Genomic DNA, 23,203 nt, shown 5'->3' on the forward strand with positions numbered 1-23,203 from the left:
TTCCTAATATAACTATTTATAAAGTGGAAAACGACTTACTAACGCTTGAACTTTTTCTTTTACGTTATTTATTGTTTGCTCATCTTCTGGGTTGGTCAATACTTCGTCAATCAAATCAACGATAGTAGCCATTTCAGCTTCTTTAAGACCTCTTGAGGTAATCGCTGCAGTTCCTACTCTAAATCCAGAAGTTACAAATGGCGACTTATCATCAAAAGGAACCATGTTTTTGTTAACAGTAATATCGGCCTTCTCTAAAGAATTTTCTGCTAGTTTACCTGTGATATTTTTATTTCTTAGGTCAATCAGCATTAAATGGTTATCTGTACCACCAGAAATAATGCCATAACCCTTGGCAACAAAAGCCTTCGCCATTGCTTGCGCATTGGCACCAACTTGTTTAATATAATCACCATACTCATCAGTTAAAGCCTCACCAAAAGCAATAGCCTTAGCTGCAATAATATGTTCTAATGGACCTCCTTGTGTACCCGGAAAAACTGCCATATCCAACAAAGAAGACATCATTCTTACTTCACCTTTTGGCGTTTTTAAACCAAATGGGTTTTCGAAATCCTTACCCATCATGATCATACCTCCACGAGGACCCCTTAAGGTCTTATGGGTAGTAGTGGTCACAATATGGCAATGAGGAAGTGGGTTAGTCAACAATCCCTTGGCAATAAAACCTGCCGGATGTGAAATATCAGCCAATACCAAAGCACCAATTTGATCAGCAACTTTACGAATAAAAGCATAATCCCACTCTCTCGAATAGGCAGAAGCTCCACAAATAATCAATTTCGGTTTTTCGGCTAAAGCAATTTCTTCCAATTTTGCATAGTCAATTAAACCGTCCTCTTTTTTAACCCCATAAAATAAAGGTTGATATAGTTTTCCTGAGAAATTAACTGGAGAACCATGGGTCAAGTGACCTCCATGAGACAAGTCGAACCCTAAAATTTTATCACCTGGTTGAATAACCGCCAACATTACCGCAGCATTGGCTTGCGCACCTGAATGCGGCTGTACGTTTACCCACTCGGCACCAAAAAGCTTTTTAGCTCTTTCAATGGCAATATTTTCAATCTCATCCACTACTTGACAACCACCATAATAGCGTTTTCCTGGTAGTCCTTCAGCGTACTTGTTGGTCAATACTGAACCTGCCGCTTCCATCACTTGCTTACTTACAAAATTTTCTGATGCGATAAGTTCTAATCCGTGTTCTTGTCTGTCTAGTTCTTTGTTAATTAAGTCGAAAACTAATGTATCTCTATTCATTATTGGAATTATGTTTGTTCGGTAAAAATACTCAAATTATTAGGTTATACAATGACGTAATTCGTATAACTAAGTCATTCTCATCAACATTGATCGAGGCTCTTCTGTAATTTGAAATTATTCTTCATAAATTTGTTAAACAAAATACCGTAATTTGTGCTTTTATAATATTACATGGAAGTTAAGACAGGGCCCTTATTATCAACGATAAACTATCCAGCTGACCTAAAAAAATACAAGGAACAGGATCTTGAACAAATTTGTCAAGAGCTGCGTCAATATATTATCGATGTTGTGAGTGTTAATGGTGGGCATTTTGGTGCCAGTTTAGGTGTGGTTGAACTTACCGTTGCACTACATTACGCCTTAAACACCCCATACGACAAACTTGTTTGGGATGTAGGTCACCAAGCTTACGGACATAAGATTTTAACAGGAAGACGTGACCAATTTCATACCAACCGTATCATTAACGGCATTAGCGGCTTCCCAAAAATTAGTGAAAGCGAATACGACACTTTTGGCGTTGGCCATTCATCCACTTCTATTTCAGCAGCTTTAGGCATGGCTGTTGCCTCACATTATAAAGGCGAAAAAGACAGACAACATGTTGCGGTAATTGGCGATGGTGCCATGACAGCAGGACTTGCTTTTGAGGGCTTAAACCATGCTGGCATAGAAAAATCGAACGTTCTGGTGATTTTGAATGACAACTGCATGTCTATTGACCCTAATGTAGGTGCCCTAAAAGAATACCTTACCAGCATTACCACTTCTAAGTCATACAACCGCTTTAGAGACGATGTATTTAACGTTTTGACCAAGCTTTCGGAACTTGGCCCTAACGCTCAGAAATACGTAAAAAAAATACAAAAAAGCATTAAAGGAACATTGCTTAAACAAAGTAACCTTTTTGAAGCTTTAAATTTCAGATACTTCGGTCCAGTAGATGGTCATGATGTAAAACGCTTGGCTGCTATCATTAAGGACCTAAAAGATATTCCAGGTCCCAAACTGCTGCATTGTGTTACCGTTAAGGGAAAAGGATTTGCGTTGGCCGAAAAAGACCAAACCAAATGGCATGCGCCCGGCCTGTTTGATAAAATTACCGGAGAAATTAAAAAGCCAGTAATAGACAAACCCCAACCACCCAAGTATCAGGATGTTTTTGGCCATACCATGGTTGAACTTGCTGAGGCAAATGACAAAATTGTTGGAATTACCCCTGCAATGCCTTCAGGTTCATCACTTAACATTATGATGAAAGCCATGCCCAACAGAGCGTTTGATGTAGGCATTGCCGAACAACATGCCGTAACTTTCTCAGCTGGCTTGGCTGCACAAGGTTTAATCCCTTTTTGTAACATCTACTCTAGCTTTATGCAAAGGGCTTATGACCAAGTCATCCACGATGTGGCGATACAAAACCTAAACGTAGTATTTTGTCTGGATAGAGCAGGTTTAGCTGGCGCTGATGGAGCGACCCATCATGGAGCTTATGACTTGGCCTTTATGCGATGCATCCCAAATATGGTTGTGGCTTCGCCGATGAATGAGGAAGAATTGCGTAATATGATGTACACCGCCCAACAAGAAAACATGGGTCCTTTTACCATCCGTTATCCTAGAGGTAGTGGTGTTCTTCCAGATTGGAAAAGGGCATTAAACACGTTAGAAGTCGGAAAAGGCCGGAAAATATGTGATGGTGAGGATGTTGCCATTTTAACTATAGGTCACGTGGGCAACTTTGCAGTTGAGGCTTGCAAAGAACTTAATAGTGATGGTATTAATCCTGCTCATTTTGATTTACGCTTTGTAAAGCCTTTAGATACAGAATTGCTTCATGAGGTATTTACACGTTTCAAAAACATAATCACTGTTGAAGATGGCTGTTTACAGGGAGGAATGGGAAGCGCTGTACTTGAGTTTATGGCCGACCATAACTACAAGGCAAATGTAATTAGGTTAGGTATTCCTGATGAAATCATAGAGCATGGCGAACAACCTGAGCTATGGGCGTTATGTGGTTACGATACCAATTCAATTATTCAAGCAGTAAAGAAAATTGCCGTAAGCAGACCTACTAAAATAATGGCATCTTAGTGTCTATAAGCATATTAGGCTTAATAATTATCCTATACATTGGAAAAGAATTCTAAAATTTTTGTAGCAGGCCACCGAGGAATGGTTGGCTCTGCCATTTATCGTAAATTACAAAAAGAAGGTTATCAAAATATCATAACCCGTACTTCAAAGGAACTTGACCTCAGAGACCAGCAAGCAGTTGCCGAATTCTTTGCTCTAGAAAAACCAGATTATGTTTTTTTAGCAGCAGCAAAAGTAGGAGGTATCATTGCTAACAATACTTACCGAGCTGATTTTCTTTATGAAAACTTGGCAATACAGAACAATGTAATCCACCAATCATACATAAACGGTGTAAAAAAACTGATGTTCTTAGGTTCTAGCTGTATTTATCCAAAATTGGCTCCCCAACCACTTAAGGAAGAATATTTATTAACTGGATTGCTAGAACCCACTAACGAACCTTATGCCATCGCGAAAATTGCGGGCATTAAAATGTGCGATGCTTACAGAGATCAATATGGTTGCAACTTTGTCTCGGTAATGCCAACCAATCTTTATGGCTACAACGACAATTATCATCCAGAGAATTCTCATGTATTGCCTGCACTGATTAGAAAATTTGATGAGGCGAAGAACAATGGCAGCAAAGAAGTAATCATTTGGGGCACAGGCTCTCCAATGCGTGAATTTCTATTTGCCGATGACTTAGCAGATGCCTGTTATTTTCTAATGGAGAACTACAACGAGCCAAATCTCATCAATATTGGCACAGGCGAAGACCTAACCATTAAAGATTTAGCTCTAGCCGTTAAGAAGACTGTTGGTTTTGAAGGAGAACTTGTTTTTGACACCAGCAAGCCAGATGGCACTCCACGTAAATTAATGGATGTATCAAAGCTCCATAATTTGGGCTGGAGACATCAAATAGAATTAGAAGAAGGACTGAAACTTGCTTATCAAGATTATCTCAGTAAGAAATAAAAAAGGGCGCATATGCGCCCTTTTTTTAGTTTATGTTAGTATTTCTACGATTTTAGAAATCGTAGTATAAATTCCTAAAGCTAGTCTTCAAACCAAAAGTTACCATAGCTGTCCCATGGCTACCCAAGCTATTCTTTTCCTGTCTCAATACACCGCCTAATTCTAATCTCAAATTATATTTAGGATTGAGCAAGTAAGCAACCTTCCCTTGCAGCATATAAAGCTCGGTTAAAATTCCCTGTCCCACGTGGCTTCCGTACTGCACAGACCTAGTGTCATAGCTTTTAAAGATATCCTTTCCAAAATTTGAACCAGCTGGATCTAAACCATATGCTGCGTATATACCTTGTCCTTGGAAGTCAAATTTCTTAACACTATAGTTCAAAATTCCTAAAAACTCTCTAAAATTTGCGCCAAACGGATGGGCCAACGGCTGGTTATAATTTGAATAGTTAGATAACCTATCAAAGTGCGCATAAGTATAAGGACGTGCTGTATTAAATTCAGCTAAGTAATTCAAGTTAGTTACATTAAATAAATCAGAACCTCTTAATCCCAACTGTATTGCCCATTTATTGGCCCAATAACCGTTACCCTTAAAAAACTCTTTTGCAGTAAATTCGTCAAACATAAACTGCCCATAAACCGCTGTCTTTTCCAAGACTTCATACTTCACGTTTATTCCCAATCTCATTTTATCCGGGGAAGTGGTGTTAGTATTTTCAACTGGCCGTAGGAACATAAAAGGATGGATGTAGTTAAAATCGAACCCTCGTTTTCCTTCCACCTCTGCATCAGCCCAAGTTACCGCTTGAAAAAATCCAACGGAGAGTCTTTTGGTAGCATTCCAGTCCAAGTAATGCGCTGCCATCCATTTTCCCCTATCCCCCAATCTTCTATCGTTCGTCAATTTTGGCGCTCCAGGATCAAGCATATAAGCATAAATCGTTTGATATTGTAAACTACCCAAGCTGGCTCTCAATCTGAAAAATGTATAATTTGAAGAAACATCAGATAATAAAACCGAGCGATAACCATCACCAATAAAGTTTTTATCATATCCGAGTGCAAAGTTCAAGTATTTATTAGGTGTATAAGAAAGCAACGCCGTCACATAAGACCAATCCTGCTTATCAGTTGCTAATTTTCCATAGCCTTGACCCGGTACTACCTGATTGCTCACGATGTAGTTATTTACATAGTCGGCAAACTTTCCTTGGTTTTCAAAGCCATTCAAATAAAAAGAGAATTTTTCTCCTACGTTTCCTCCAACCTGAAAACCTCGAGTGTTCAACCAAGTTGTTCTATCGCCTTTAAAATCTCTTCCTAATTGAAAATCTCCAAGAAAATCTGCATAGATATGATAGTCTTCATTCTTAACTTCTATTAAATGTTCCTGAAAAAGTTTTCTGTGTACCCAACTTCTTCTATTGAGACTATCAGTACCATAATTCATCAAAGAATCATAAGTAGATTTAAGTCTCGGATCATCTGCATAAAACCCTCTAATTGAAGAATGGAACTTAGTATTAGTATCATAAACCGAACGGTTTAGTTTTTGATATAATTGATAATCGTGTAGTATGTTTCGATTAGCTGTAGCTGGAGTTTCCTGTGCTTTTGCACTTAAAATAAAAAAGGCCATGAAAGCGGCCAATATTGTACATTTTTTCATTAAATCTTAGTCATTTATCGCACCATCCAGTTCTTCAAAAACAGAGTTTTTGCTTTTAAATTCGGCTACAATTTTCTTCATTGCAATAACCACTTTTCGGTCATCGTTAGCATTTGCATGTTGCACTAATGTCTGTAACTGTTGTTCAACATCATCAAAAACATATTCCCGAACCTTACCAATCATAATTTGCTCATGATGGGTAGGCAAGGTGTTTTCGTTATCATTTAATAACTCTTCAAAAAGTTTTTCTCCAGGCCTTAAGCCCGAATATTGAATTTTAATGTCTTGATTAGGGATTAATCCGGCCAAACGAATCATTTTTTTCGCCAGCTCTATAATCTTCACAGATTTACCCATATCAAATACATAAATCTCTCCCCCATTACCCATGCAACCTGCTTCAAGCACTAATCTGCAGGCTTCCGGAATAGTCATGAAGTATCTAGTAATCTCGGGGTGAGTAACCGTTACTGGTCCGCCTTTTTCTATTTGTTGTTTAAACCGCGGGATTACAGAACCATTAGACCCCAAAACATTGCCAAAACGGGTAGTGATAAACTTGGTAATAGGTTTAACTTCTAAATCATTGATATAGCTTAGACCATTGCTAAAGATAAAGTTCTTTTGTGTAAGAGAATTATTTAGTGACTGCACATAGATTTCAGCAATACGTTTTGAGGCTCCCATTACATTGGTAGGGTTTACAGCTTTATCCGTAGATACCATCACAAATTTCTGCACACCATATTTCACAGAAAGATCCGCAATCATTTTGGTTCCATATACATTATTTTTAATGGCTTCCGAAGGATTATCTTCCATTAAAGGAACATGCTTGTAAGCAGCGGCATGATATACATAGTGAGGCTTATACATCTCGAAAAGATGCTTCATTCTTTTTGCGTCTTTTACATCGCCAATAAACGCATGAAAATTATTATGTTTATAAGTTTCCTCTAATTCGATATATATATTATGTAGAGCAGTTTCAGACTGGTCACATAGAATAATAAGACCAACATCAAAGTTAAGTAACTGACGAACGATTTCGCTTCCGATAGAACCGGCCGCTCCCGTTATTAAAATCCTTTTGTCTCTTAATTGTGCCTGTAAACTCTTTACGTCTATTTCAATCGGCTTTCTATTCAGAAGATCCTCAATATTAATGTTTTGTATTTGTGACCTGTTAAGTTTTCCACCCTCCCAAGCGTCAGCAGGAGGAATGTTTAGAACGGTAACATCATTTTCTAGACATACATCAACTATCTTATTTTTTCGCTCTAGAGGGATGGTATAAGATGCAAAAATTACTTCATCCACTTCATGTTCGCGGATAAGTTGTTCCAAGCGTTGGGCGCTTAATATTTTGATACCATCAATAGCTTTACCCACTTTTCTTTCGTCGTCATCTACAAAAGCCATAATGGTTTTATTAACCTTGCCGTCATGATCAAAAGTTCGCTTTGTAGCCAATCCTGCTTCCCCGGCACCATAAACAATCACTTTACGTTTATCAAGATTCAGATTTTTGATATACATAAAGAAATACTTAATCAGTACTCTATATGTAATCAATAAAAGGAATGATGTAAGTAAATTGATAATAAGTACTGTGCTAGAAATAAAAGGATGATACCCAAGCGCTGTGATGACAAAATTCAGGAAAGAAAATACACCATTACTAATCAGCACTGCAAAAAGTATCCTAAAAGTATCTTGTGCGCTGGTATACCGAATAATTCCGGCATAGGTTTTCACATTGAAGAATACAATGATATTAATAGCAGTGAGGATGAGAATATTCCTACTAAATTCAACGACATTAATATCAGACAATGCCAAGTTTAACTTGACTGCGTAGGCAATAGTGAGCGAAGCTAAGCAAATGCCCAAGTCTAGGAGAAAGATAATCCACCGAGGGACGATATTTATTTTACCAAACAAAACAGGCTATTTTAAATAAAGGTACAACAAAACCATGGTCTAGCAAAATTTTTACATTTGTGAACTATGCTTATCGTAAGAGAGCAGCAGCCTTTTTTTTCCCTCAAGCTTTAATCTTAGAGAAAGATATATCACAATAAAGGCAAAGAACAAAAGTAGAGTGTAAATCATAGTTTCGCCAGTTAGTAAAATCAGCAAAACATTTATCAATAATTGCGCCACTACATATAATAATGAAACTAATAAATGAGAATACTTCATGTGATTAGATAAAAACTGATAGAAATGACTTCTGTGCGCTTCAAAAATATTTTCCTTTCTTATTTTACGAAATAAAACAGTAAAAGCCGTATCTGTACCATAAACCAATAATAAAAGGATATAGGATATATTTTGTGTTTTTAGAATTAATTGTCCAATTAAAAAGACAATGATAAAAGCAATACTTACACTTCCAACATCTCCCGCAAAGCATTTCGCCTTTTTCCTAAAGTTGAAGAAATTAAACACCAATAACGCTAATCCAACGATTAACAAAAGTTCAGCTGAGGTGAAACTGATTACATTTTGATCAATATAATACAGCGTAGCGATAGTTAATAAGCTGTACCCCCCTGTAATGCCATTGATGCCATCCATAAAATTGTAGGCATTAATGGTGGCGATTACAAATATTAAGGCGATTAATACCCAATACCAACTTAGGCTGAATAAATCCCATTGAAGGAATAATAGTAGAACCGAACAAAGATGTACACTTAAACGAACTTTATTATTTAGGGTTAAAATGTCATCTAAAAAACTAACGGTTGAAATGGCCAGCAAACCAATGATAAAATAAGCACTTTGAAAGCCGTTAATTAATGCGTAAACCAAAATGGCTATAGGAAAAATGATGCCGCCTCCTCTGATAGTGATACTGGTGTGTGAACTGCGGTGGTTAGGCTTATCGATGATATTAAATCGATCGGCGATTTTGAAATAGACAAGCTCTAAAATTAAAAAAGTGATTAAGTATATCAGTAGAATTGAGATTTGCATTAGGTTTGAAATAAATAAATTATTCTATGCTTCTTAGGATGTTGAGGCTAGTTATTGGCTATTGAAAGATTTTGCAGTAATAGTTAAACCTTCTAAAGTCGTTTTTGGGAGCTCCACACCTAGCGCTGTTTTAATTTTAGCATTACTTACCACATAACTTTCCGTTAATTTTTGAAGTCGTTCAGAATTCAAAGGCAATCTTAAAACATTACCCAATCTAGCTATTCCTGATATCAATTTCGAAGGAATTTTCCAAAGCTTAGCTTTTTTACCTGAGGAATTTGCTAAAATTTCTACTACTTCATTCGTCGATAACGCCTCATCATCGGATACATTATACACTCCCGAAGGTATCTCTTTTTCAAGAATCCGTTTGATCACAAAGCAAAGGTTTTCTACACTTAAAAATGAACGTTTATTATCGAATGCAGCCAAAGGGTATGGAATACCTTTTTGAACAAATTTATATAGCAAATTCAAATTACCTTTATTTCCTGGACCGTGGATCATACAAGGTCTAAGAATATAATAGGATTTTCCTTCTGGAAGCTCAAGAGACTGAATATATTGTTCAGCCATTAACTTAGATTTACCATAGTCTGTTTTAGGTTTTGGTTGATGATCTTCTGTGAGAATATTTTCTACGCTATCTACCGCGGCCTTTACAGAACTAATAAAGATAAATTTCTTTGCATCAGATTTTAAGAACACATCATAAAGCTTCTTTGTCAATTCGAAGTTAACTTGATAGTATTCTTCAGGATTTGATGTCTTTTTTAGATCATGCGCTTTGCCTGCAAGATGGATAATTGCTTCAGAATTGTTGAATTGCTGGATTTTTGGATTATTTAACTGCAAGCGATCAATTTTATGGATAGAAAAATCTTGCAGATAGTTCAGAAGATTTTGGCCTACGAAGCCTGAGGAGCCTGTAATTGAAAGTTTCATTTTTTTTTATTTGCATTTATTCCAAAAATCTTCCTCACTATCAACAAAGATATTATACAACCACCCTTCTAAAGATAATTTTTTATATAAATCATTATCAATATTTATATAATTGCTTTTAAAAAAATCTTCTTCAAGTTTTACGTTTTCTCGCTCTATAATTTGAACATTTTCTTTAGAGTAAAATGGAAATTTAGCAATCTCTTTATTTGTTGTTATTAATTTTTTTCTTGCGCCAATTGCTTCGAATGTACGCATGGTTAATCCTTTTTGATGAGGATGATTGATATCCAAAATAATATTCGATTTTTTGTAGAGCTTTATGATATCTACCAGTCTCAAAGACTTAAAACTTAATTTTTTATAATCAAACTCTTTAAACGTGACATCAAACAACCTTTTATAAAGATATACTAAACGCCCATGCATGTAATAATAACAAAACATGGTCTTTTTTTGGGTGTCTGCCCAATTAAATATTTGTGTACTAATTCTATACCGATCTGAGTGTGCAGTTCCTAAGAATAGGATATCGTTTTCTATCTTGTCTGTCTGTAAATTTTTAAATGCATCAAGATAAAACAGAGGTCTAAAATCAATTTTGTATTTTGTAGCATCTTCTGGATCAAAAGTTAATTTTCGATCGAAATAACTCAAAATTGTAGTGGGGTGAACGTGATTTGTAAAAGAATCCCAAGTGTAAAAAATAAATTCACATTTTGGATGCAATTCCCTAAACTGAGAGAGGAAAAAAGCTGGAACTACCTCTCCTCTATTAACAAATAAAAAATCGAGCGTTAAGTCTTTTGTGTCATTGAGTATTGATTTATAATAATTATTGATTTTGGTTTGATAAACACTCCTTTTTAATCTAATAATACCCTTTGTAAAATTACTATTCGATGGCCTTTCATCATAGTAATACACTTTGGCTCCAAGTTGTTCTAGTTTGTTTTTAATCTCCTTTTCCAAATTAAAAGTTTGTACTGAAAAGAAAATTATATTTTTACCAGAAAGCTTATTTTCTAATGTCATTTTATTTATAAAGCCCTTTAGCTTTCATTTCTTCTATAGATTTTGTATATCTATCCTCCTCAACTTCTTGTGTATTTACCCAATGGGTAAATTGCTTAAGCCCTTGCTCGAATGAAAATTTGGGTTCGAATCCTAGTTTAGAATTAATTTTTGTTAAGTCCGCGTAATTGTGTCTAATATCTCCTAAACGGTAATTACCATTAATTGATACTGGGACATTAACACCGTAGTTATTTATTAGCCCATTAGCTACCGTTATTACATCAGTTGGAACACCAGTACCTACATTAAAAACCTCATTATTTGCTTCGTCTTTTTCTATACCTAAAATAGTAGCATCTACTACATCATCTATAAAAACAAAGTCTCGGGTTTCTTTTCCATCTTCAAAAATATTAATGCCATTACCATTTTTTATTTGAGTAGAAAAAATTGAAAGAATACCAGTATACGGGTTTTTTAAAGATTGCCCAGGTCCATATACATTTTGGTATCGGAAAGCAACAGGTGCAATTCCCAAAGTTGGGCAAACCGTCATAATCATTTGTTCTTGATTTTGTTTGGTAATACCATAAACAGATGACGGATGGATTTTAGAATCTTCATCGGTTGCTACCAATTCTAACGCTGTTGAGTTTGGATATTTTACCTCAAAATCTCCATTATCCATGAAGTTAGCTGTACGATGTTTCGGATAAACAAAACCTAGTTCTTTACTTTTATATCTGCCTTCTCCATATATAGATCTAGATGACGCAATTACAACCTTTTTAACCTGATGAGGCTCATTAGCCAATAAATCTAAAAGTATGGCTGTACCGTTTATGTTTACATCAACATATTTCTGTATTTCGTACATAGATTGGCCAGTACCTGTTTCGGCGGCATAGTGTACAATTACATCTTGTCCTTTTATAGCCTCTTGCCAATCAGCTTTTGAGGTAACAGTTCCTTTAATAAATTTAACTTTATCCTTTATGCTAATATAAAGAGGTGATGTATGCTCGGCATCTTTACCATGAATTTGTTCTGATAAATTATCAAGCACAGTTATTACATAGCCCTTACTGATTAATTTTAAAGCTAAATTACATCCTATAAATCCAGCTCCGCCGGTAATTAGTATATTTTTCATTTTTATATTTTTACCCATTGTTGGATTTCAAAATCAAATTGCTTTATTGCCTTTGCTGGAGAGCCCACGGCAATTACGTTTTCGGGTAAACTTTTGCTTACTACCGAGTTTGCACCAATAATGGTACCTTTACCAATGGTAACTCCGGGCAAGATAGATACAAATTCTCCTATCCACACATTATCTTCTATAATTACAGATTTTGAATATAATGGTCTATCTTTAGGTATAGAATTTGGGTTGGAGTCATCTTGATTTCCAGCATAACTACCATGCGAACAATCTGATATATATACTTTGCTGGCAATGAGCACATTATTTCCAATATGTACTTTTTTCATTGCAGTAATATGAACATAATCGTTCATCTGGAAATTTTCTCCAAAAAATAAAGTTGTTTGGTTATTTTCTGGATAAGCCTCTATTCTACAGCCCACCCCTGTGGTAAATCCTTTTGATACTTTAATAAATTTTTTACCTCTTATATCAATTGGAAAACGAATGATACGGGCATTTTCAAATATAAATCTTGTTCTTATTTTACAAAAAACAAGAGACAATAACTGCAAAAATGTATATCTTTTAAAAAACGACATTTATCTAAACTTAACGATTAGAATTCTTCTAAAATATTTTAATAAGGAATAACAAACTGCCAAGACATATAATATTGGGCTAATCCAGCCTTGTTTGTATACAAATTTTAGGTTTTTCAATTCTCCCTTTTCCATTTCTTTCAAATTGGCACTTAACCCACTTTCACCAAACCCTGCCTTACCATCCCCAAAAGTTATAAGACTTTTGTTTAGAAAGAAACAATTAAATTCCTTAGCAATTCTCATAAAATAGTTTCCTTCTTCTGCATATTTCTGAGTTTCGTCAAAAAAACCTATTTTATCTATAATTGCTTTTTTAAAGAAAACGGTAGATGGCTGAAAATAATTTTTAAACAATAGATCTTTAAAATCTATCTTTATTAACTCTCCTATGTGCTTATTTTCTAAACCAAATCCATCAAACGAGGCGCCTAAAAAATCAATTGACATATCAGATGTTAAATAGCTTATTTGTATTTCTAATTTTTCCGGAAACCATGCATCATCAGAATCTAAAAATGCAATATAATTTCCTGTAGCATTCTTTAGTCCTGTATTTCTTGCCTTAGAAACCCCTCCATTTTGTTGGTTAATTAATTTGATATTAAAATCTGGATATCTAAGGATAAAGTTATTTACCACCTCTGCCGAATTATCTTTAGAGCCGTCGTTTACTATAATTACTTCTATTGTTCCTTTATAGAGTTGTGAAACAACAGATAGCAGTGCCCTTTCGATAGTTCTTGACGAGTTATACATAGGTATAACTACAGATATTTTCTTCAATTCAATAGCTTTTTCCATTCATTTAATATGCTATTATCATCCCATTTCTTACTTACTAAATAAGCCTGCTCGCCAAACTCCAGCATCTTTTCACGATTAGTAATCATCTCTAAAGTAGATTTTTCTAATGCTTCAAAATTATCCATCTCAACTAAAAAACCATCCGCATTGTTAGTAATCATATCTCTAGGTCCAGCCGGACAATCGTAGCTTACACAAGGCAACCCAAATGACATGGCCTCTAAAATTACCATTCCAAAACCTTCTGATTGGGAGGTAAGCAAAAAGAAAGAAGCTTCCTTATAATAGTTTTCTACATCTTTTATGGGCGGAAGGATGGTAACATATTCCTTCAATTGAAATTTTTCAATTTTTTTTACATACTCTTCTTTAAGATTTCCATCTCCAACAATATGCAATTGCCAATCTAATATTTTATGAGTATGTACAATTTTGTTCCACAAGTCTATTAAAATCCATTGTCTTTTAGCTTCTGTCATTCGGCCAATTGTAATGGCAATTTTTTTATCTTGCAAGCTTTTAGAGTAAATTAATGCCGATTTGAAGTGTGGAATATATACTGATGGAAAACCTAAGTCTGCATACAATCTTGTATCTGTTTTTGTTGGAACTACATAGGTTTTTGCTTTAGGATATAACCATTTTTTTAGCCCTTTGTATATCTTATTATAAGCATCTATACCGCCATGCTCGGTAATTATTACTTGTTTATTAATACCTTTTGCTAAATAAAACTCTAAAACATTAAGCGGATGGGCAATATAATAGTAATCAAACTTATTGTTGGAGAGGTATTTTTTAAGCTTTTTTTTGCTACTTATTAAATTACGTCCAGCTTCTTTTATCCTATTAAGTTTACTATTCAAGTCAAACTTGATTTCATTATCTAGGCTTTCGATTTTAATCTTCGAATTTAATGGGTAATGGCTAAAAGCTTTATCTTTTACTAAAATAGTAACCTCCATAAACTCCGAAAATTTATTGGCTAGTGTAGCTATTACACGCTCAATTCCCCCAGCCGGGGTCATACTGTTAAAGTAAAACACGATATTTTTCATGTCTTTCAGAATATCCAATGGTAGGTATAAGTTTCCATAGCCATATATGTCGTAATTTTATATAACGCAATTAAGGAAAGGATAGTAGCTATTAATAACCTTGTCGTCAATTTATAATTCGCTGATAATAAATTACCTGCTAAAAACAAATCAAATATTAAAAAATAACTACTTAACCTAACACCAATATCTGCTGATATCAAATAAGTTGCTAAGTACATACCAAACCCTATAAGATAAATGTTAAAAAAAAATATTGAATTTTTATCTTCCAACATTTTTTTCCCGAAAAATAATACTAAAACTATTATCATAGTTCTTTTTATAGTTCCAATTACAAACAAACTTTTAATATTCGGATCCCGCTCTTGGAATTCCAAATAATACATTGCCTTTGCAGCTAGGCTACCCGATAATAAATTTACAATTGAAAATATCAATGTTGAAAATAAAAGAAACCCGAGTAGTAGAATAAAATATTCCTTTTTCGTTAACTTTCTAAAAGGAATAAAATATGCGATAATAAAAACGATAGCAGTATTGTGAAAGTAGGTTGCTAAGACAACTATCGCCAAAAATTTCCAAAAACTTCTTGTAATGATAAATCTCGTACTGTAAATAGTCAATGAAATAGCCAATGCCTGTCGTATACCACTAAAATTAAAATAAAGAAATAGCTCACAGTAAAATAACAAAATTGGGAATATCAAAAATTTTGCATGCTTCTGTAAGCCTAAGTATATAAGTATTAAAGATAAAGTATTGATGAATAATAAAAATACATTATAATGAATCCCAAATTCAAAAAAAAGATCATTTAAAAAATGGTAACCAGCTTCAGTGCCCTCCGCTCCATGAATATAAAACTCATAGTAAGCTTGCCAATCTGGTCCAACATTAGTACGTAATGCTGCCATTGCAACCATAATAAACGCAACAAAAATGCCATATAAAGAAGCGGATACGCGTGAGTTTTCTAGAATCTCTATATAACCTAATAGGATTATGAATAAACAAACTATTAAATAAATCATTATTTAGTCACCGAATTATGACAGAATTTTAAAGCTCAAAGACTTTTAGACAAGTATTTTGGGTAAAATAGGTTGAAGAAAGACTTTAAATGCATTCCATTATTACGTATTATAGAAATTGAAATGCAAATTTTCAATCATAAGCTCTTACACAAAGTATTGCAAAACAATATGTTATTAAATTTTTTTGATCAACTTTGCTGGATTACCTGCATATATACTATGTTCTTCGGCTGATTTAACAAGGACACTCCCAGCACCTATTACACATCTATCTCCAATACTTGCTGCAATAACAGCATTACTACCAATCCATACATCTGATCCAATGTTAATTGTTGATCTTCCCGCAGCCTTTTGAATGCTTATTTTCTGAGTGGGATCTTCGTACGAGTGCTGATTTGTACCACTGATAAAATTGACGAATCCCCCAACAATTACATCGTTACCTATAATTACGTCACCTATGGCATTATAATATCCTATATGAACCCTATCGCCGATAGATGCGTTAGGATATTGGCAAAAACTTCCATACATAAATACAACTTTCTCTCCTAAATGGTTCAATGTAGCTTTATAATAATAGAATCTGATTTTTTGCCCCAATAAGAATGGTATTTTTGATGCGATTAAAGAGACTTCTGAATAAGAACTAGCATAAATTGCTAACTTTCCCATTAAAATTAGAATAACTGCGAACGGCAACGCAATTAAGGATACAATTAAGTTGTAAGAAAAAAGTATAATATTTTTTAGCATCTTCATATTTTTTATGCCATTTTTGAAAACCAATATATATTATCCTAACTTTATTGATTAAATACTTCTGACAATTCAGACGTTAAATTTCTGCGAAGATATTTAGAAATATTAGCCCTTTCAATTGGCAGGTTACTTTGTGTTAAGTAGATTTTAAAAATCGCATCGGCAATTTTGATTGGATCTTCATTCTCCATCAAAGTAATTTCATCTAAATCGTTAACAACATCTGCTATACCACCTTTCTTCGAAGCTAGCGCCAAAATAGGACGCTTACATCCTAAATAATCAAAAATTTTCCCAGTTTGTTCTGTTTCAGCTCCACTTCCAATCAAGAGAAGAGCGTTAGCTCCTTTCATATAGGAAATTGTATCGTAATAGCTAAGCTGTCCAACTGACTCAAATTGATCTACCAGCCCAATTTCATCGACTAAATTCACAAGATGACTATTCATTTGTCCGATATGCTTGAAGCATATACGTAAGTTTCGTTTTTGGAGTATTTTTAATGCTTGCAAGAAATAGAGAGGATTACGAAAAGATGATTCTGCTAGAAACTTACCAGCATAGACAATTGTAAAGTCTGTAAAAGCTACTGCAGGGATTGGATCGAAATCGTCAGGGTCAAATCCATTAGGTATCACGATGAAATCTGTTGCTGCCCGTTTCGGATATGCATCTCTGTACTGCTGAGCCATTATTTCAGAAACCACTATAACTTTCTTAGCATTTTTAATAACAATAGGTTCCAATAAATTGTTTAACGGACGCCTTAATCGAGCTTTAAAAGTATTTTCTGGTGCTGCTAATTTCCAAGGGTCACGTAGATCAATAATATATTCAACGCCATAAAAACGTTTAACAAATGGCGCTACAAGTAACGGAAAAAAAGGATCACCAGTTGCAAACAAAAGATCTGGCTTTTCTTTTTCAATGATCTTTTTAATACCCGAAAATAGCGGATAAAGCCATTTTATACTAGGATCTTTTATTAATTTATTAATATTAGAAACATTTGTTCTGTGAATTGATAAATCTTCGGGTAAATCCTTTAGCAAACTATTATCCATTAAAACCTTACATTCATTGTAAGATTTTTCACTAATAGTTACCACCACTGGCTTCCAACCAAATTCGCCTAAATATTTGACAAACTTAGTCACGCGAAATGTGCTAATACCACCCGCAGGAGGGAAATATGTAGCGATCACTAATACTTTTTTCATGAAGAAATATAACTATTTTTTGATTTTGCGATAAATAGATCTTAGGCCGCGATATAGAGATGTTCTATATAATCTGGCATAAGGCGCATAATCCCAATATGTCTTTTTAGGGCTAAAAAAGATTTCATCTAATTGATTTTGATTTATGTTGAACTTTTTTAAGACATATGCCGTATCTTCTTTTTGTAGTTCTGGGGTATAAGTGTTAGTTTCTAACTCTGACAATGCTTGTTCTCTAGTTAATTCTCCCGCACAAACTAGGCTAGATAAATGGGATCTGCGTTTGTCGTATCCAAATTTAGCAGGCAACCAATAGCCTTGATACCATCGGGTATATATTGATTCGTAATGTTTCCCACCATAGTATTTCCATCCAAGTTCCTTTTCTAAGATGGGCATGGCCTCTGTTTTTGAAAAATCTAGGTAATTAAGAATATTGACGAATTTTTTAACGTAAGGAGGGAAAAAGAATTCAAAAAAATTCAAATGGGGAAATGTTTTAAGTTCAATTTTTCCAAATCGCTTCTGTACATTTTTAATATATCCCCAATCTGTGTGTCCCTGTGACCAAGCGACAGGGAGATGAGTTTCAGTACGAACGTTATGTCCAGCAATGATATAATTCACCCCTATTTCTTTTGCTGTGTCAAGCAATGAAGCCACAATTGCATGATCACTTGGAATTTCAGAGTCGGGGGTCGATGCTTTTAAAAATGACAGTTGTAGGTCGCTAAATTCAGTCCAATCTAAAACAATTGTGTGTAAATCAATTTCTAATTTCCGACAGATATTTTCTACATTTTTTACGGCTAGTTCAGAATTCCAACCATTATCAAGATGAACCGCTAATGGCCTTAATCCCATCTCCTTAACTTTATAAGCTACATAAGTGCTATCAACCCCTCCACTAACGCCGATAACACAGTCATATTTCTTATTTTTATTTTCTTCCTTTATTTTAGATACAATTTCTTTAAGTCTTTTTTGCCCCTCAATTCCTGAAATGACATTTTTTTTTACTTGTAGATCGTGCATATGACAATGATTGCATATTCCGTTATTGTCAAATATGATATCAGGATCTGTCGTATCCATTACGCAACGAGTGCATATTTGATATTTTGTGGTCATTTTTAAATTGTTTTAAATAATTTTTCTAATTCCTGATATTCTGGATAAGTAATTAACACAGCCCGGTGAGGGCCGTAAAATACAAAAAAAGCACCTGCAGCTACGGCACTTGCCCCTGCATTTATTGCGTCTTTTATATCTTTTAAGCTACCTATTCCACCTATTGCTATAAGTGGTGCCGATATTTCTTTGCTTGCTTGTTCTATTAATGTCAAATCTGCTCCTTGTAAAGTACCATCTCGGTCTACTGCATTTAGCAAAATCTCTCCGGCTCCAACCTCAACAGCCTCCTTTATATAGGATAACCAATTTTTACCACTATTCTGATTGCTAGAAGATTTATAAAGTTTAGGTCTTTGTAACCAATCTTTTTTAACATCAACAGATATTACAATTGCAGAACTTCCAAAGCGGTCAACCAAGTCTTTCACAAACTCAAGATCATCAAGAACGGCTGTTTGCAGGCAAATTTTCTCAACGCCTAGTTTAAATATCTTATATGCCTGATCAATGGTTCGAATTCCTCCACCATAGCACAGAGGCATAAAACACTCACCAGCAAATTGTTCAATTAATGCATAGTTAGGTTCACGTTGCAATTTACTTGCCTCGATATCTAAAACCATTAATTCATCTACCTCCTTAGTATTAAAAATCCTTATTGCATTAAGCGGATCTCCAATATATTTTGGATTGGAAAATTTTGTAGTTTTTACAAGACCTCCATGTTGATTAAGTAATAATGCGGGAATTACTCTATGTTTAAGCATCTAAACAGACAAAAAAGTTTTTAACAAATCCATACCAAATCGATGACTTTTTTCTGGGTGAAATTGGAAGCCATAAATATTATCATGCTGTACAGCAGCAGTAATATCTGATCCATGATACGCAGTTGCGATTACATCATCATTATTAGCACAAACAGCATGGTATGAGTGAACAAAATAATATCGTAATTCCTCTTCTTGTTGAGGTATTAAGCCACCTGACTTACGTACTTTTACAGCATTCCATCCCATGTGGGGAACTTTTATTGGATTTTCCTCATTAGAGACAAATCGTCGCAATTTCCCGGGGATCCAACCAAGACCAGGCAACACACCTTCTTCACTACTATCAAAGAAAAATTGCATCCCTAAACAAATACCTAATATTGGAATTTTATCATTAAGAACTAACCTATTCAACACTTCAATCCATTTACCATCATTCAATTCTTGCATTCCAACATCAAAAGAACCAACTCCAGGCAAAATAATTTTCTGTGCATTTAATAGTTCTTCTGGCGTATTTGCTATAATTACCTCACCACCTAGACGATTAATCATATTCACAACCGACTTGGTATTACCAAGAGAAAGGTTTGGTATGTATATTGTCGTTTCTTTCATTTTAAACTAATCAACAAAAGTAGTCAATTATTTCTCAACCATAATTATGTCAAGTAATCTCTTACCAGTCTGACCATCACCATATAAATTTAGCTTCTTATCAATTTCTAACCCCATCATCGATTTTAATGCTAAAACAATATCGGCACTTCCTGGAGCGGCTAATATATTTACACCTGCGTCCACTAATTCTACCCATTCCGTTTCATCGCGAAGAGTAACACAAGGTTTACGATGAAAGAAAGCTTCTTTCTGAACTCCGCCACTATCGGTCATTACTACTGAACAATGTTGTAATAACCAATGCATCTCCAAAAAGCCTACTGGATTTATGATTTTAATGTTATCTTTTAACTTAAGTGAGGGCATTCTTTTTATCACACCTGCTGTTCTTGGGTGAAGGGGCAAAATTATAATATGTTCCTCAGCAATTACGTTTAAGCCATCTAAGATTCTTGTTAATCTTGTTAAATCATCTGTATTTTCTGCCCTATGGATGGTGCACAATATAAATTTATCATCTATCTCTTCAATTGAAGATGGGCGTTTAGCACTTTCACGATAATATAGTGTAGCATCATACATTACATCGCCAACTTGATGAACTTTATCTGAATCTATCCCTTCATTTTTTAAGTTACCAACGGCCGTATTTGTAGGCGCAAATAACAAGTTAGCGGCATGATCTGTAAGTACACGATTAATTTCTTCTGGCATACGTCTGTTATAAGATCTTAGACCTGATTCAACATGTGCAATTGGAATATGAAGTTTAACGGCTGCTAAAGCACCTGCCAAAGTAGAATCTGTATCGCCGTATACCAATACCCAATCAGGTTTTTCAGCTATGAGCACATTCTCAATAGCTTCAATCATGCGCCCTGTATTCTGTCCATGGGTTCCTCCACCAATTTTCAACTGATGATCTGGTTTACGAATATTTAACTCCTCGAAGAACACATCCGACATATTCGCGTCGAAATGCTGTCCTGTATGAATTAAAATTTCTTCAACACCATCTGTTTCTTGGATAATCCTTGAAACAACTGCTGCTTTGATAAATTGTGGGCGAGCCCCAATTATTGTGCAAATTTTCATATGTTATAGTACATATTTTTGATTAATGAAAAGCACTCATTTTACTCTGAAATATTCAACTTCTCTCTCTTAAATTTTTCAAATTTATGGTGCGGAATATAGCCGTTATATTTATAGGGGCTTTCATAGCCTATACATTTATCCTTATCTAATAATTTAATAATTTTTGCAGGGTTACCAGCAATTACGCAATGTCCATCAGGGAAAGATTTTGTAACTACCGAGCCTGCACCCACTATGGTAAAATCTCCCAACTCCACTTTTGGAAGAATAACAGAATTCATCCCAACCCAGCAATACTTCCCAATTCGGACTGTACTTTCTTCATGCTTAGAAGTGTCATAAAGGTCGTGATTACTACTTATAATACCAACATTTGTAGCTAGTTGTGTATAGTCACCAATAAATACTTTGCCCATTCCTTGGATGTAACATCCTGGCATCATTCCAGGTGATGTTTCTATTCCTACAACTACATTACGTGGATAGGTAATAATACTTGTAAAATGCACTTGCCAATATGCACCTCTATTAAACCCTAAGATTTTTTGAAAGAATAGATATCTGAAACTAATAGGAGTTTGGGTATTCCTTGTCTCATATATACATCTCGTAAACGGGATGAACTTTATAATACCCCAATAAATTCCTTTTACTGTTTTTTTTATAAAACTCATGTATTAGATTTTTGTTTTGAAAGCTGAAATGATCGTACTAGATAAACAAGGTAAATTATAGAAAAATTAATGCTATAAAGTTTAATAGTAACTAATATATCTTTATAAATTACTGCTCCTATATATAAAACAAGAAAGGTAGTAGCCAAAATATAAATATGCCATATAAAATCTTCCCTTTGCCTATTAACTATATAAAAAATAAAACTCAGAGGACTAGAGATAAATTTGAAAAAAAACATTAAAAGCAAAATATTTAGAAATTTACCAGCTGGTGCCCACTGATCTCCAAACAATAAGACTATAGCATCATTTCCAAAAAAAAACAATAAAATAAAAGGAAATACAGAAATAATTAACATTTTTTTGAATGTACTCATATAGGCTTCTCTACAGCTTCCAGTTTCTCTATAATCCTTTGAGGCTTTTTCCTTAAAAACATCAAGAATGGCACCAGCAAGAAGAGAAATTGGAATATTTAATAAAGTCAGAATAAACGAGAAATAGCCAGAATCTTTAGGATTAAAAGCCCACAGAAATACAAAAACTGGTAGTTGAGCACATACTACATTCATTAGTTCAGCTGGTAAAACATAAGTCGGGAACTTACTATACTTCTTACTTGCTTCTTTAAAATTAAATCTTTCTTCGGTATTCAATAAGAATGTTGGTCTCAAGCTAAAACCTTTAATTTTCTGTCTCAAAAAAATATTTGAAAAAAGATGGCTTAATGTGAGTCCAGCGGCTAATAATAAAGCTTGTGGCCAAAAAAAGCCAAAAGAAAGAGCAAAAACTCCAAATAAAACACTCCTTAAAATTTTATTTAAAGAGATTACTGTAAACATTTTTTCCCTTACAAACCAATAATTTAATATTTGAAAAGATCCCAAAAGAAATGTAGTTAATGGGATGATCATAAAAATAAATCGATCCCCCTGTTTAATTCCAAATGCCCAATTCAAAAAAGAAAGGGGTGAAAAAATCATAATCAAGCTAATTAATCCACATACTAGAAGATTTATCCAATTGCATAATTGCATTAACGTTATTACTTCTCTCTTATCATCTGGCAGCATAATAGCGAGCTCATATTTGCCAGTGGTCAGGGTACTAAGAATGGTAATGGAAGCCAGAAATCCAGCATAAATTCCATATTGTTCAGGCCCATACTGCTTTGCAACCAAAGGAACAACAAGAAAAGATATAGCTTGCGCCATTGCTGTTCCAGTAAACAGCTTTAAAATATTCTTGTCATACTCAACCATTTTCTCTCATCTATTAAGACT

Annotated in this window: 21 protein-coding genes; 2 read left to right on the top strand and 19 right to left on the bottom strand. The window is 34.5% G+C overall.

The features are described from left to right. Positions 1–12: 12 nt before the first annotated feature. The gene (glyA, locus tag ABDV71_RS00280) at positions 13–1,284 is read right to left on the bottom strand and encodes a serine hydroxymethyltransferase (RefSeq protein ID WP_343530387.1); all 1,272 of its coding nucleotides are present in this window, start codon (positions 1,282–1,284) and stop codon (positions 13–15) included. Between the two features lie 174 nt (positions 1,285–1,458). Here glyA and dxs point away from each other — a divergent pair, with 174 nt between their 5' ends. Further along, a complete protein-coding gene (dxs, locus tag ABDV71_RS00285) occupies positions 1,459–3,387 on the top strand; it encodes a 1-deoxy-D-xylulose-5-phosphate synthase (RefSeq protein WP_343530388.1) in 1,929 nt (642 codons plus the stop codon). A gap of 39 nt (positions 3,388–3,426) precedes the next feature. After that, positions 3,427–4,353, top strand: coding sequence for a GDP-L-fucose synthase (locus tag ABDV71_RS00290; RefSeq protein ID WP_343530389.1), 927 nt, complete (start codon positions 3,427–3,429; stop codon positions 4,351–4,353). A 52-nt stretch (positions 4,354–4,405) separates the two neighbouring features. Here the strand turns inward: ABDV71_RS00290 and ABDV71_RS00295 are convergent, their stop codons facing one another. The 18 genes from ABDV71_RS00295 to ABDV71_RS00380 all read right to left on the bottom strand — a co-directional run bounded on the left by ABDV71_RS00295 (position 4,406) and on the right by ABDV71_RS00380 (position 23,182). Further along, entirely contained in the window at positions 4,406–6,028 is a 1,623-nt protein-coding gene (locus ABDV71_RS00295) for a gliding motility protein RemB (RefSeq protein ID WP_343530390.1), read from the bottom strand. 6 nt (positions 6,029–6,034) lie between these two features. Beyond that, positions 6,035–7,975, bottom strand: coding sequence for a nucleoside-diphosphate sugar epimerase/dehydratase (locus ABDV71_RS00300; RefSeq protein ID WP_343530391.1), 1,941 nt, complete (start codon positions 7,973–7,975; stop codon positions 6,035–6,037). 51 nt (positions 7,976–8,026) lie between these two features. Further along, positions 8,027–9,016: a glycosyltransferase family 4 protein gene (locus tag ABDV71_RS00305; RefSeq protein WP_343530392.1), complete on the bottom strand. Its 990-nt coding sequence runs from the start codon at positions 9,014–9,016 to the stop codon at positions 8,027–8,029. A gap of 51 nt (positions 9,017–9,067) precedes the next feature. After that, on the bottom strand, positions 9,068–9,964 hold the full coding sequence (locus ABDV71_RS00310; protein ID WP_343530393.1) for an NAD-dependent epimerase/dehydratase family protein: 897 nt from the start codon (positions 9,962–9,964) through the stop codon (positions 9,068–9,070). Between the two features lie 6 nt (positions 9,965–9,970). Continuing rightward, positions 9,971–10,999 carry a hypothetical protein gene (locus tag ABDV71_RS00315; RefSeq protein WP_343530394.1) on the bottom strand — a complete coding sequence of 343 codons (1,029 nt, stop codon included), beginning with the start codon at positions 10,997–10,999 and terminating at the stop codon, positions 9,971–9,973. Between the two features lies 1 nt (position 11,000). Then, positions 11,001–12,134, bottom strand: coding sequence for an NAD-dependent epimerase/dehydratase family protein (locus ABDV71_RS00320; RefSeq protein WP_343530395.1), 1,134 nt, complete (start codon positions 12,132–12,134; stop codon positions 11,001–11,003). 2 nt (positions 12,135–12,136) lie between these two features. Further along, positions 12,137–12,730, bottom strand: coding sequence for a DapH/DapD/GlmU-related protein (locus tag ABDV71_RS00325; RefSeq protein WP_343530396.1), 594 nt, complete (start codon positions 12,728–12,730; stop codon positions 12,137–12,139). Beyond that, a complete protein-coding gene (locus tag ABDV71_RS00330) occupies positions 12,731–13,534 on the bottom strand; it encodes a glycosyltransferase family A protein (RefSeq protein WP_343530397.1) in 804 nt (267 codons plus the stop codon). It abuts the gene before it with no gap. Then, positions 13,513–14,595 carry a glycosyltransferase gene (locus ABDV71_RS00335; RefSeq protein ID WP_343530398.1) on the bottom strand — a complete coding sequence of 361 codons (1,083 nt, stop codon included), beginning with the start codon at positions 14,593–14,595 and terminating at the stop codon, positions 13,513–13,515. The genes ABDV71_RS00330 and ABDV71_RS00335 overlap by 22 nt, the downstream gene beginning before the upstream one ends. A 5-nt stretch (positions 14,596–14,600) precedes the next feature. Further along, positions 14,601–15,629 (bottom strand): EpsG family protein, encoded by a 1,029-nt coding sequence (locus tag ABDV71_RS00340; RefSeq protein ID WP_343530399.1) that lies wholly within the window; start codon positions 15,627–15,629, stop codon positions 14,601–14,603. A 177-nt stretch (positions 15,630–15,806) separates the two neighbouring features. Next, the gene (locus tag ABDV71_RS00345; RefSeq protein WP_343530400.1) at positions 15,807–16,397 is read right to left on the bottom strand and encodes an acyltransferase; all 591 of its coding nucleotides are present in this window, start codon (positions 16,395–16,397) and stop codon (positions 15,807–15,809) included. Positions 16,398–16,441: 44 nt separating this feature from the next. Next, positions 16,442–17,617, bottom strand: coding sequence for a glycosyltransferase (locus tag ABDV71_RS00350; RefSeq protein ID WP_343530401.1), 1,176 nt, complete (start codon positions 17,615–17,617; stop codon positions 16,442–16,444). Between the two features lie 12 nt (positions 17,618–17,629). Then, entirely contained in the window at positions 17,630–18,748 is a 1,119-nt protein-coding gene (locus ABDV71_RS00355) for an N-acetyl sugar amidotransferase (RefSeq protein ID WP_343530402.1), read from the bottom strand. Positions 18,749–18,750: 2 nt separating this feature from the next. Next, positions 18,751–19,518, bottom strand: coding sequence for an AglZ/HisF2 family acetamidino modification protein (locus ABDV71_RS00360; RefSeq protein WP_343530403.1), 768 nt, complete (start codon positions 19,516–19,518; stop codon positions 18,751–18,753). Further along, positions 19,519–20,142, bottom strand: coding sequence for an imidazole glycerol phosphate synthase subunit HisH (gene hisH, locus ABDV71_RS00365; RefSeq protein ID WP_343530404.1), 624 nt, complete (start codon positions 20,140–20,142; stop codon positions 19,519–19,521). A 27-nt stretch (positions 20,143–20,169) separates the two neighbouring features. Beyond that, on the bottom strand, positions 20,170–21,240 hold the full coding sequence (wecB, locus tag ABDV71_RS00370) for a UDP-N-acetylglucosamine 2-epimerase (non-hydrolyzing) (protein WP_343530405.1): 1,071 nt from the start codon (positions 21,238–21,240) through the stop codon (positions 20,170–20,172). Positions 21,241–21,281: 41 nt separating this feature from the next. Continuing rightward, complete coding sequence (locus ABDV71_RS00375; RefSeq protein WP_343530406.1) at positions 21,282–21,917, bottom strand: acyltransferase; 636 nt, start codon at positions 21,915–21,917, stop codon at positions 21,282–21,284. Next, positions 21,914–23,182 (bottom strand): oligosaccharide flippase family protein, encoded by a 1,269-nt coding sequence (locus ABDV71_RS00380; protein WP_343530407.1) that lies wholly within the window; start codon positions 23,180–23,182, stop codon positions 21,914–21,916. The genes ABDV71_RS00375 and ABDV71_RS00380 overlap by 4 nt, the downstream gene beginning before the upstream one ends. Between the last annotated feature and the right edge of the window lie 21 nt (positions 23,183–23,203).

Origin of the sequence: Pedobacter sp. (genome assembly GCF_039594775.1) — a bacterium.
Classification (GTDB): Bacteria; Bacteroidota; Bacteroidia; order Sphingobacteriales; family Sphingobacteriaceae; genus Pedobacter.

Coding starts and splice junctions, on each gene's coding strand:
- glyA (WP_343530387.1), bottom strand. CDS start 1,284: ATGAATAGAGATACATTAGTTTTCGACTTAATTAACAAAGAACTAGAC.
- dxs (WP_343530388.1), top strand. CDS start 1,459: ATGGAAGTTAAGACAGGGCCCTTATTATCAACGATAAACTATCCAGCT.
- ABDV71_RS00295 (WP_343530390.1), bottom strand. CDS start 6,028: ATGAAAAAATGTACAATATTGGCCGCTTTCATGGCCTTTTTTATTTTA.
- ABDV71_RS00305 (WP_343530392.1), bottom strand. CDS start 9,016: ATGCAAATCTCAATTCTACTGATATACTTAATCACTTTTTTAATTTTA.
- ABDV71_RS00310 (WP_343530393.1), bottom strand. CDS start 9,964: ATGAAACTTTCAATTACAGGCTCCTCAGGCTTCGTAGGCCAAAATCTT.
- ABDV71_RS00315 (WP_343530394.1), bottom strand. CDS start 10,999: ATGACATTAGAAAATAAGCTTTCTGGTAAAAATATAATTTTCTTTTCA.
- ABDV71_RS00320 (WP_343530395.1), bottom strand. CDS start 12,134: ATGAAAAATATACTAATTACCGGCGGAGCTGGATTTATAGGATGTAAT.
- ABDV71_RS00325 (WP_343530396.1), bottom strand. CDS start 12,730: ATGTCGTTTTTTAAAAGATATACATTTTTGCAGTTATTGTCTCTTGTT.
- ABDV71_RS00330 (WP_343530397.1), bottom strand. CDS start 13,534: ATGGAAAAAGCTATTGAATTGAAGAAAATATCTGTAGTTATACCTATG.
- ABDV71_RS00335 (WP_343530398.1), bottom strand. CDS start 14,595: ATGAAAAATATCGTGTTTTACTTTAACAGTATGACCCCGGCTGGGGGA.
- ABDV71_RS00340 (WP_343530399.1), bottom strand. CDS start 15,629: ATGATTTATTTAATAGTTTGTTTATTCATAATCCTATTAGGTTATATA.
- ABDV71_RS00345 (WP_343530400.1), bottom strand. CDS start 16,397: ATGAAGATGCTAAAAAATATTATACTTTTTTCTTACAACTTAATTGTA.
- ABDV71_RS00350 (WP_343530401.1), bottom strand. CDS start 17,617: ATGAAAAAAGTATTAGTGATCGCTACATATTTCCCTCCTGCGGGTGGT.
- ABDV71_RS00355 (WP_343530402.1), bottom strand. CDS start 18,748: ATGACCACAAAATATCAAATATGCACTCGTTGCGTAATGGATACGACA.
- ABDV71_RS00360 (WP_343530403.1), bottom strand. CDS start 19,518: ATGCTTAAACATAGAGTAATTCCCGCATTATTACTTAATCAACATGGA.
- hisH (WP_343530404.1), bottom strand. CDS start 20,142: ATGAAAGAAACGACAATATACATACCAAACCTTTCTCTTGGTAATACC.
- wecB (WP_343530405.1), bottom strand. CDS start 21,240: ATGAAAATTTGCACAATAATTGGGGCTCGCCCACAATTTATCAAAGCA.
- ABDV71_RS00375 (WP_343530406.1), bottom strand. CDS start 21,917: ATGAGTTTTATAAAAAAAACAGTAAAAGGAATTTATTGGGGTATTATA.
- ABDV71_RS00380 (WP_343530407.1), bottom strand. CDS start 23,182: ATGGTTGAGTATGACAAGAATATTTTAAAGCTGTTTACTGGAACAGCA.